Origin of the sequence: Streptomyces sp. SID3212, from assembly GCF_009865405.1 — a bacterium.
GTDB lineage: Bacteria > Actinomycetota > Actinomycetes > Streptomycetales > Streptomycetaceae > Streptomyces.
The window spans coordinates 1-10249 of the sequence record NZ_WWJY01000069.1 but is presented as its reverse complement, the minus strand read 5'-3'; the positions used below and the strand labels follow the sequence as shown (position 1 = coordinate 10249).

General features: G+C 70.9%; 11 protein-coding genes. All 11 read left to right on the top strand.

What is annotated here, in order from left to right:
- Position 1 precedes the first annotated feature (1 nt).
- The 11 genes from GT042_RS02430 (at position 2) to GT042_RS02380 (ending at position 9850) form a co-directional block, all read left to right on the top strand.
- On the top strand, positions 2-550 hold the full coding sequence (locus tag GT042_RS02430) for a LemA family protein (RefSeq protein WP_161307043.1): 549 nt from the start codon (positions 2-4) through the stop codon (positions 548-550).
- Between the two features lie 140 nt (positions 551-690).
- On the top strand, positions 691-1602 hold the full coding sequence (gene pdxS, locus GT042_RS02425) for a pyridoxal 5'-phosphate synthase lyase subunit PdxS (RefSeq protein ID WP_161307042.1): 912 nt from the start codon (positions 691-693) through the stop codon (positions 1600-1602).
- A 6-nt stretch (positions 1603-1608) separates the two neighbouring features.
- Positions 1609-2208: a pyridoxal 5'-phosphate synthase glutaminase subunit PdxT gene (gene pdxT, locus GT042_RS02420; RefSeq protein WP_161307041.1), complete on the top strand. Its 600-nt coding sequence runs from the start codon at positions 1609-1611 to the stop codon at positions 2206-2208.
- A gap of 62 nt (positions 2209-2270) precedes the next feature.
- Entirely contained in the window at positions 2271-3023 is a 753-nt protein-coding gene (locus tag GT042_RS02415; protein WP_161307040.1) for a YebC/PmpR family DNA-binding transcriptional regulator, read from the top strand.
- 162 nt (positions 3024-3185) lie between these two features.
- Entirely contained in the window at positions 3186-3755 is a 570-nt protein-coding gene (ruvC, locus tag GT042_RS02410; protein WP_161307039.1) for a crossover junction endodeoxyribonuclease RuvC, read from the top strand.
- Entirely contained in the window at positions 3752-4375 is a 624-nt protein-coding gene (gene ruvA, locus GT042_RS02405; RefSeq protein WP_161307038.1) for a Holliday junction branch migration protein RuvA, read from the top strand. Before ruvC ends, ruvA begins: the two co-directional genes overlap by 4 nt.
- A gap of 79 nt (positions 4376-4454) precedes the next feature.
- Positions 4455-5549, top strand: a complete 1095-nt coding sequence (gene ruvB / locus GT042_RS02400; protein ID WP_161307037.1) for a Holliday junction branch migration DNA helicase RuvB — start codon at positions 4455-4457, stop codon at positions 5547-5549.
- A gap of 165 nt (positions 5550-5714) precedes the next feature.
- A complete protein-coding gene (gene yajC, locus GT042_RS02395; RefSeq protein WP_161307036.1) occupies positions 5715-6218 on the top strand; it encodes a preprotein translocase subunit YajC in 504 nt (167 codons plus the stop codon).
- 143 nt (positions 6219-6361) lie between these two features.
- Positions 6362-8182, top strand: coding sequence for a protein translocase subunit SecD (secD, locus tag GT042_RS02390; protein WP_161307035.1), 1821 nt, complete (start codon positions 6362-6364; stop codon positions 8180-8182).
- 1 nt (position 8183) lies between these two features.
- Positions 8184-9308, top strand: coding sequence for a protein translocase subunit SecF (gene secF / locus GT042_RS02385; protein WP_161307034.1), 1125 nt, complete (start codon positions 8184-8186; stop codon positions 9306-9308).
- Positions 9305-9850 (top strand): adenine phosphoribosyltransferase, encoded by a 546-nt coding sequence (locus GT042_RS02380; RefSeq protein ID WP_161307033.1) that lies wholly within the window; start codon positions 9305-9307, stop codon positions 9848-9850. Before secF ends, GT042_RS02380 begins: the two co-directional genes overlap by 4 nt.
- The last annotated feature ends 399 nt before the right edge of the window (positions 9851-10249 follow it).

Sequence of the window (10249 nt, the reverse complement as noted above, 5' to 3'; positions counted from 1 at the left end):
CGTGACCCCAACCCTCGTATGGATCGTCGTCGCCGTCGCGGCGATCGGCCTCTACCTCAGCTGGACCGCCGGCCGTCTCGACCGCCTCCACGCCCGCATCGACGCCGCCCGCGCCGCCCTCGACGCCCAGCTGCTGCGCCGCGCCTCGGTCACCCAGGAGCTGGCCACCTCCGGCGTCCTCGACCCCGCCGCGTCCATCGTGCTGTACCAGGCCGCCCACGCGGCCCGGCAGGCCGAGGAGGAGCAGCGTGAGGTCGCGGAGAGCGAGCTGACCCAGGCGCTGCGCGCGGTGTTCGGGGAGACCGAGCAGGTGGAGGCGGTACGGGCCGCCCCGGGCGGCGAGGACGCCGCCGGTGAACTCGCGGCCGCCGTGCGGCGCGTACCGATGGCGCGGCGGTTCCACAACGACGCCGTACGGGCCGCCCGCGCCCTGCGCCGCCACCGCAAGGTCCGCTGGTTCCGGCTCGCCGGGCACGCCCCGTTCCCGCTCGCCTTCGAGATGGACGACGAGCCGCCGGTGGCACTGGCGGACCGCCCGGGCAGCGGCTGAGAAGGGTCCACTCACCCCACCCGGAGGCCGAGAACGATCCACCGGCACCACATTGGCTCTTGCTGTGGACCGCCCACCGGGCGTTTCCTCAGGGATGACGTCGTTTCCGTCCACCCTTTTCAGCCAGTGAGGTCGCTTCCGTGTCCGCTTCATCCGCTTCCCCCCAGTCCCCCGAGACCGGTACCGCTCGCGTCAAGCGCGGTATGGCCGAGCAGCTCAAGGGCGGCGTGATCATGGACGTGGTCACGCCGGAGCAGGCCAAGATCGCCGAGGACGCCGGCGCGGTCGCCGTGATGGCGCTGGAGCGGGTGCCCGCCGACATCCGCAAGGACGGCGGCGTGGCGCGCATGTCCGACCCGGACATGATCGAGGGCATCATCGAGGCCGTCTCGATCCCGGTCATGGCCAAGTCCCGTATCGGCCACATAGTGGAGGCGCAGGTCCTCCAGTCCCTCGGTGTCGACTACATCGACGAGTCCGAGGTCCTCACCCCGGCCGACGAGGTCAACCACTCCGACAAGTGGGCCTTCACCACCCCGTTCGTCTGCGGCGCCACCAACCTGGGCGAGGCCCTGCGCCGTATCGCCGAGGGCGCGGCGATGATCCGCTCCAAGGGCGAGGCCGGGACCGGCAACGTCGTGGAGGCGGTCCGCCACCTGCGCCAGATCAAGAACGAGATCGCCAAGCTGCGCGGCTTCGACTCCAACGAGCTGTACGCCGCCGCGAAGGAGCTGCGCGCGCCGTACGAGATCGTCAAGGAGGTCGCCGCGCTCGGCAAGCTCCCCGTGGTGCTCTTCTCGGCCGGCGGCGTGGCCACCCCGGCGGACGCGGCGCTGATGCGCCAGCTCGGCGCCGAGGGCGTGTTCGTCGGTTCTGGCATCTTCAAGTCGGGCGACCCGGCGAAGCGGGCCGCCGCGATCGTGAAGGCGACCACCTTCTACGACGACCCGAAGATCATCGCGGACGCGTCCAGGAACCTGGGCGAGGCCATGGTCGGGATCAACATCGACACCCTCCCCGAGTCCGAGCACTACGCGAAGCGTGGCTGGTAAGCACCCATGAGCACTCCTGTGGCCCCGGTGGTCGGGGTACTCGCCCTCCAGGGCGACGTCCGGGAGCACCTGGCCGCCCTGGCCGCGGCGGGCGCCGTGGCCAGGACGGTACGGCGCCCGGAGGAACTGGCCGCGGTCGAGGGCCTGGTGATCCCCGGCGGGGAGTCCACCACCATGTCCAAACTGGCGGTGCTCTTCGGGATGCTGGAGCCGCTCCGCGAGCGGATCGCGGCCGGGATGCCCGTCTACGGCACCTGCGCCGGGATGATCATGCTGGCCGGCAAGATCCTCGACCCCCGGTCCGGGCAGGAGACGCTCGGCGGGATCGACATGATCGTGCGCCGGAACGCCTTCGGGCGGCAGAACGAGTCCTTCGAGGCGTCCGTGGACGTCACCGGCGTCGAAGGCGGCCCCGTGGAGGGTGTGTTCATCCGGGCACCCTGGGTCGAGTCGGTCGGCGCCGAGGTGGAGGTGCTGGCGGAGTACGGGGGCCATGTGGTCGCCGTACGGCAGGGCACGGCCCTCGCGACGTCGTTCCACCCCGAACTGACCGGCGACCACCGCCTGCACCGCTTCTTCTCCGACATGGTGCGCTCCGCACGGTGACGGCGGGCCGGTAGGATCGCTGCCGAACGGAGCAGGATGGGTTACGCGAAGGAGACAGGCAGATGTCCGGCCACTCTAAATGGGCTACGACGAAGCACAAGAAGGCCGTGATCGATGCCAAGCGCGGCAAGCTCTTCGCGAAGCTGATCAAGAACATCGAGGTCGCGGCCCGCAGCGGTGGCGCGGACATCGACGGCAACCCGACGCTGTTCGACGCCATCCAGAAGGCGAAGAAGAGCTCGGTGCCGAACAAGAACATCGACTCGGCGGTCAAGCGCGGGGCCGGCCTGGAGGCCGGTGGCGCCGACTACGAGACGATCATGTACGAGGGGTACGGCCCGAACGGGGTCGCGGTGCTCATCGAGTGCCTCACCGACAACCGCAACCGCGCCGCCTCCGACGTCCGGGTCGCCATGACCCGTAACGGCGGTTCGATGGCCGATCCCGGTTCCGTCTCGTACCTCTTCCACCGCAAGGGCGTCGTGATCGTCCCCAAGGGCGAGCTGGGCGAGGACGACGTCCTGGGTGCCGTGCTCGACGCGGGCGCCGAGGAGGTCAACGACCTCGGTGAGTCCTTCGAGGTGCTCAGCGAGGCCACCGACCTGGTCGCGGTCCGCACGTCCCTCCAGGACGCGGGCATCGACTACGACTCCGCCGACGCCAGCTTCGTCCCGACCATGCAGGTCGACCTGGACGAGGAGGGGGCGCGGAAGATCTTCAAGCTCATCGACGCGCTGGAGGAGAGCGACGACGTGCAGAACGTCTTCGCCAACTTCGACGTCTCCGACGAAGTGATGGAGAAGGTCGACGCCTGAGCGCCGCCGCTGACACCGCTTCACCTGACGGACCGACGGGGCAGGGCTCCGTCGGTCCGTCCTGTTGTCAGTGGCGACCGATACTGTGCTGATCAGCGAAGTCGAAGTCGAACGCGAACGCGAACAGCGGGACCGTGGGCACGGAGAGCGGGAGGGGGCGCGATGCGGGTGCTGGGGGTCGACCCGGGGCTGACCCGGTGCGGGGTCGGCGTGGTCGAAGGGGTCGCGGGCCGCCCGCTGACGATGCTCGGCGTCGGGGTCGTCCGGACACCGGCCGACGCGGAGATCGGGATGCGGCTGGTCGCCATCGAGCAGGGCATCGAGGCCTGGCTCGACGAGCACCGGCCCGAACTGGTCGCGGTGGAGCGGGTGTTCGCCCAGCACAACGTCCGTACGGTCATGGGTACGGCCCAGGCCAGCGCGGTCGCCATGCTCTGCGCCTCCCGCCGTGGCATCCCCGTGGCACTGCACACCCCCAGCGAGGTCAAGGCCGCCGTCACCGGCAGCGGCCGGGCCGACAAGGCACAGGTCGGGGCGATGGTCACCCGGCTGCTGCGGCTGGCGGCCCCGCCGAAACCGGCCGACGCGGCGGACGCCCTCGCGCTCGCCATCTGCCACATCTGGCGTGCCCCCGCCATGAACCGCCTCCAGCAGGCCCAGGCCGCGGCCCACGCCTCCCGCATCCCCGCCAAGGCCCCCACCACCGCATCCGTACGGAAGGTCCCCCGATGATCGCCTTCGTCAGCGGCCCGGTCGCCGCGCTCGCCCCGACCACGGCCGTCATCGAGGTCGGCGGCATCGGCATGGCCGTCCAGTGCACCCCGGGGACCCTCGCCGGACTCCGGATCGGCCAGGACGCCAAGCTCGCCACCTCCCTGGTCGTCCGCGAGGACTCACTCACGCTGTACGGCTTCGCGGACGACGACGAGCGGCAGGTGTTCGAGCTGCTCCAGACCGCCAGCGGCGTCGGCCCGCGCCTCGCCCAGGCCATGCTCGCCGTGCACAGCCCCGACACCCTGCGGATCGCGGTGGCCAACGGCGACGAGAAGACGCTGACGGCCGTGCCCGGCATCGGCAAGCGCGGCGCCCAGAAACTGCTGCTGGAGCTCAAGGACCGGCTCGGCGCACCGGTGGGACCGGCCCGCGCGCAGGGCGTCGGCGCCGCGCTCCCCGCCTCCTGGAGCGACCAGCTGCACGCCGCGCTGATCGGCCTCGGGTACGCCACCCGCGAGGCCGACGAGGCGGTCGCGCTGGTCACCCCGCAGGCCGAGGCCGCCGTCGCGGAAGGGCTCCGGCCGCCTGTGCCGCAACTGCTGCGCGCCGCGCTCCAGAGCCTGAACCGAACACGCTGAGCGGACAGCACGGTGGGACAGACCGAACGCCGGGACCGAGCGAACGACGGTGAGACAGAGTGAACATCGGCGGGACAGAGTGAACTGGGACGACACCGGCGCCGACACACGGGTGCCCCACGAGGGGGACGACAGGGACGACCGGCTCGTCGCCCCGTCCGCGGACGGGGAGGACCAGGCCGTCGAAGCGGCCCTGCGCCCCAAGTCGCTGGACGAGTTCGTGGGCCAGGAGCGGGTCCGAGAACAGCTCGACCTGGTGCTCAAGGCGGCGCTCGCCCGCGGCGCCACCGCCGACCACGTGCTGCTCTCCGGCGCGCCAGGACTCGGCAAGACCACCCTCTCCATGATCATCGCGGCCGAGATGAACGCCCCGATCCGCATCACCTCCGGGCCCGCCATCCAGCACGCCGGCGACCTCGCGGCGATCCTCTCCTCCCTCCAGGAGGGTGAGGTCCTCTTCCTCGACGAGATCCACCGCATGTCCCGGCCCGCCGAGGAGATGCTCTACATGGCGATGGAGGACTTCCGGGTCGACGTCATCGTCGGCAAGGGCCCCGGCGCCACCGCCATCCCGCTGGAGCTGCCGCCGTTCACCCTGGTCGGCGCCACCACCCGGGCCGGCCTGCTGCCGCCCCCACTGCGTGACCGGTTCGGCTTCACCGGCCACATGGAGTTCTACGAGAGCGCCGAGCTGGAGCGCGTCATCCACCGTTCGGCCCAGCTCCTCGACCTGGAGATCGACGCGGAGGGCGCCGCCGAGATCGCCGGGCGCTCGCGCGGCACGCCCCGTATCGCCAACCGCCTGCTGCGGCGGGTGCGGGACTACGCGCAGGTCAAGGCCGACGGCGTGATCAACCGCGAGATCGCCCAGGTCGCCCTCGCGGTGTACGAGGTCGACGCGCGCGGTCTCGACCGCCTCGACCGGGCCGTGCTCAGGGCCCTCCTCAAGCTGTTCGGCGGTGGCCCCGTCGGCCTGTCGACCCTGGCCGTGGCCGTGGGGGAGGAGCGTGAGACGGTGGAGGAGGTCGCCGAGCCGTTCCTCGTACGGGAGGGCCTGCTGGCCCGCACCCCCCGCGGCCGGGTCGCCACCCCCGCGGCCTGGGCGCACCTGGGGCTCGTACCCCCGCGGCAGGCCCCGGGCACAGCGGGACAACAGGGTCTGTTCGGGACGTGAGGCGCAGCACGCTCGACCGGGGCGGAACCAGGGTGCGATGCTGGGCGTTGTTCCAACGACGCGGACTCGCTTAGACTCCGCCGATGCCGCCCTTCCAGGTCGGCATGCCCACCCCCGTATATGAGGCCGTTCTCCAGCGCGGTCGTGCGAAGGAAGTTCCCTCCCGTGAGTCCAGTGACCCTTCTCCCCTTCATCGTGCTCATCGGGGCCATGTTCCTGATGACCCGGTCCGCCAAGAAGAAGCAGCAGGCCGCCGCGCAGATGCGCAGCGACATGCAGCCCGGCACCGGCGTCCGGACGATCGGCGGCATGTACGCCACGGTGAAGGAGGTGCACGAGGACATGGTCATTCTCGAGGTCGCTCCCGGCGTACACGCCGTCTACGCCAAGAACGCCATCGGCGCGGTGCTGGACGACGACGAGTACAACCGCATCGTCCACGGCGACGACCTGACGTCCGACGACACCGTCGTCCCCGACGACGCCTCGTCGCTCATCGACGCCGACCCGGCCGACGACGCCGTCGCCAAGATCGACCTGGGCAAGCGCCCCGAGGCCGACGACGCCGACGCGGCGAAGGCCGACAAGGAGGAGCCCGCGGCCAAGGCCGAGGCCAAGGCGGCCGAGACCAAGGACGCCAAGGCCGACGGCGAAGCGGACGCGAAGTAGTCGGTCCGTGACCGAGGGCCGCTCCGCGGTCCTCGTCGGCGTGCGTTCCGTGCTGTGTTCTGCGGGGGCAGGTCCCCACATCACTTCGTGGCCGCTCCGGCGCACACCCGGCGCGGGGCGGTTGGACAGGGAGAAACGAGAAGGTGGCAGCACCTAATAAGGGCCGAAGGCAGGCAGGGTCCCCAGGCAGGCCGGGGCGCACCCTGGCCCTGTTCCTGATTGCCATGGTCGCCCTCACCGGCGGCATGTTCTGGTCCGGTCATGTCACGCCACGCCTGGGGATCGACCTCGCGGGCGGCACGAGCATCACGCTCCAGGCGAAGAACACGCCGGGCAAGCCGAACGCGATCAACAAGACCAACATGGACACCGCGGTCAACATCATCGACCGCCGCGTCAATGGTCTGGGTGTCTCCGAGGCCGAGGTTCAGACCCAGGGTGACAAGAACATCATTGTCAACATCCCCAAGGGTACGAACAGCAAGCAGGCCCAGGACCAGGTCGGTACGACGGCCCAGCTCTTCTTCCGGCCGGTGCTGACCTACGCGCCCGGCACGCCCACGGCACCGGAGCCCGCTCCCAGCACCTCCCCGAGCGGCTCCGCCAAGCCCTCGGCGAGCGGCAAGCCCCAGGCGGACAGCTCGAAGTCCTCGACGCCGAGCCCGTCCAGCACCACCCAGGGCAGGGCGGTCACGGACGCCCTCAAGAAGGCGCCGACGCCGACCCCCACCCCCGGCGCCAGTGACGCGCCCCCCGCCGCCACCACGCCTCCTGACCCGGCGGCCACGACGCCTCCGGACCCGGCCACCGCCGCCCTGGAGAAGAAGTTCACGGCGCTCGACTGCCGGGACGAGGCGTCCCGTACGACGGTCAACCAGAGCAGCGGTCCCAAGGACACGATCGTCGCCTGCGGCCAGGACACCACCGGCAAGAACTGGGACAAGTACATCCTCGGCCCGGCCGAGCTGGACGGCACCGACGTCTCCAAGGCGAAGGGCGTGCTCGACCAGCAGCGCGGCATGTGGATCGTCCAGATGGACTTCACCGGCGGCGGCACGAAGAAGTTCCAGTCGATCACCGGCAAGCTCTCGCAGCAGCAGCCCCCGATGAACCAGTTCGCGATCGTGCTCGACGGCAACGTCGTCTCGGCGCCCTCGGTGAGCCAGACCCTCGGCGCCAGCGCCGAGATCTCCGGCAGCTTCGACCAGGAGTCGGCCCAGAACCTGGGCAACATCCTGTCCTTCGGCGCGCTCCCGCTCTCCTTCGACGTGGCGAGCACCACCACGGTCACCGCCGCGCTCGGCGGTGAGCAGCTGCACGCCGGCCTGATCGCCGGCGCGATCGGCCTGGGCCTGGTCATCATCTACCTGGTGGCCTACTACCGCGGCCTGTCGCTGATCGCGATCCTCAGCCTCGGCGCCTCCGCGATCATGACGTACACGATCATGTCGCTCCTCGGCCCGGGCATCGGCTTCGCCCTGAACCTCCCCGCGGTGTGTGGTGCGATCGTTGCGATCGGTATCACCGCGGACTCCTTCATCGTGTACTTCGAGAGAGTCCGTGACGAGATCCGCGAGGGCCGCACGCTGCGCCCCGCCGTCGAGCGGGCCTGGCCGCGCGCCCGGCGCACGATCCTGGTCTCCGACTTCGTGTCGTTCCTCGCCGCCGCCGTGCTGTTCGTCGTCACGGTCGGCAAGGTCCAGGGCTTCGCGTTCACCCTCGGTCTGACCACCGTCCTCGACGTGGTCGTGGTGTTCTTCTTCACCAAGCCCGTGATGACGCTCATGGCCCGCAAGAAGTTCTTCGCCGAGGGACACAGCTGGTCCGGCCTCGACCCGAAGCGGCTCGGCGCCAAGCCGCCGCTGCGCCGTTCGCGCCCCAACCTGCTGGAAGAAGACCCGCCCGAGCCACCGCAGCGCCGCTCCCGCGTCAGCGCCGCCCCGACCGACTCGAAGGAGGCGTGAGATGTCGCGACTCGGCGCACTCGGCGCCCGGCTGTACCGCGGTGAGGTCGGTTACGACTTCATCGGCAAGCGGAAGGTCTGGTACGGGCTCTCGATCCTGATCACCATCACGGCCATCCTCGGCCTGGCGGTGCAGGGCCTCAACATGGGCATCGAGTTCAAGGGCGGTGCCGTCTTCACCACCCCGAAGACGAGCATCTCCGTCTCGCAGGCCCAGACGGACGCCCAGGAGGCGGCCGGACACGACGCCATCGTCCAGAAGCTCGGCAACGGGACCCTCAGGATCCAGGTCACCGAGCTGAGCCAGGCGCAGGCCGACAAGGTCAAGACGCAGCTGGCGAAGGACCTGAGCGTCGACGAGAACAAGATCGCCGCCGACATCGTCGGTCCCAGCTGGGGCGAGACGATCGCCAACAAGGCCTGGACGGGCCTGGCGGTCTTCATGGTCCTGGTGGTGATCTACCTCGCCATCGCCTTCGAGTGGCGGATGGCCGTCGCCGCCCTCATCGCCCTGATCCACGACCTCACCATCACCGTCGGGGTGTACGCCCTGGTGGGCTTCGAGGTGACGCCGGGCACCGTGATCGGTCTGCTGACGATCCTCGGTTACTCCCTGTACGACACCGTGGTCGTCTTCGACAGCCTCAAGGAGGGGTCGAAGGGCATCACCAAGCAGACCCGGTGGTACTACAGCGAGGTGGCCAACCGGTCCATCAACGGGACCCTGGTCCGCTCCATCAACACCACCGTCGTCGCGCTGCTCCCGGTCGCGGGCCTGCTCTTCATCGGTGGCGGCGTCCTGGGCGCCGGCATGCTGAACGACATCTCGCTGTCGCTCTTCGTCGGCCTCGCCGCCGGCGCGTACTCCTCGATCTTCATCGCCACCCCGCTCGTCGCCGACCTCAAGGAACGCGACCCGCAGATGAAGGCCCTGAAGAAGCGGGTGCTCGCCAAGCGGGCGGCAGCCGCGGCCAAGGGCGAGCCGGCCGAGGGGTCCGAAGAGACGGACGTGCGGTACGACGACGAGCCGGAGGACGCGCCCAACGGGGTCGCGACCGCCGCCGCCGTGGCCGGACCGCGCACCAGCCGGGGCGGCCGGGGCCGTCCCTCGGGACGGCGGCGGTGACCGACGCCAGCACCAGGGACCTGCTCCTCAGCCGCATCCGTGATGTCGCGGACCACCCGAAGCCCGGGATCGTCTTCAAGGACATCACCCCGCTGCTGGCGGACCCGAAGGCGTTCTCGGCGCTGACGGACGCGCTCGCCGCGCTGTGCGGGGAGTACGGAGCGACGAAGGTCGTCGGCCTGGAGGCCCGCGGCTTCATCCTGGCCGCGCCGGTCGCGGTCCGGGCGGGCCTGGGCTTCGTCCCCGTACGCAAGGCGGGCAAGCTCCCCGGCGCGACCCTGTCGCAGTCCTACGAGCTGGAGTACGGCACCGCCGAGATGGAGGTCCACGCCGAGGACCTGGGGGAGGGGGACCGCGTCATCGTCATCGACGACGTCCTCGCCACCGGGGGCACGGCGGAGGCCTCCGTGGAGCTGGTCCGGCGGGCCGGGGCCGAGGTCGTGGGCGTGGCGGTGCTGCTGGAGCTGGGGTTCCTGAACGGCCGGTCCCGGCTGGAGCCGTCGCTGCGCGGCGCCCCGCTGGAGGCGCTGCTCACGTTCTGAGCGCCGGCCGGGCCGTACGGAAACGTGCGGACGCCTGACGGCACCCGGACGGAGCAGCGGCGCGGCGGCCGTCGGGCGGCACGCGGAAGATACACCCGCGTCACAGGGAACACGCACGAAACGCGCAGGGACGGGCACCCGGGAACAAGCGGGTGCCCGTCCCGCGTTCTGTAAACCCTTCGGTCCCGGGGCGAGAGGGGCGCCCGAGGTCGATACCATGGAGCTTCCGGCCCTGTCCGGGGGTCCCGGAACCGCACGAGGAGCGCTCTTGCCAGACGAGGCACAGCCACTGGCCGCCGCGACGCCCGAGCAGCACGCAGCCCAGGCCACGGCGCGGCCTGCCGCGCCCCAGGACAAGGCCGCCACGGACAAGGCGGCTGCCCCGGACACGTCCGCGCC

What these genes read in the sequence shown, in the direction of transcription:
- pdxT (WP_161307041.1), top strand. Translation starts at nt 1,609, where the DNA reads ATGAGCACTCCTGTGGCCCCGGTGGTCGGGGTACTCGCCCTCCAGGGC.
- GT042_RS02415 (WP_161307040.1), top strand. Translation starts at nt 2,271, where the DNA reads ATGTCCGGCCACTCTAAATGGGCTACGACGAAGCACAAGAAGGCCGTG.
- ruvC (WP_161307039.1), top strand. Translation starts at nt 3,186, where the DNA reads ATGCGGGTGCTGGGGGTCGACCCGGGGCTGACCCGGTGCGGGGTCGGC.
- ruvA (WP_161307038.1), top strand. Translation starts at nt 3,752, where the DNA reads ATGATCGCCTTCGTCAGCGGCCCGGTCGCCGCGCTCGCCCCGACCACG.
- secF (WP_161307034.1), top strand. Translation starts at nt 8,184, where the DNA reads ATGTCGCGACTCGGCGCACTCGGCGCCCGGCTGTACCGCGGTGAGGTC.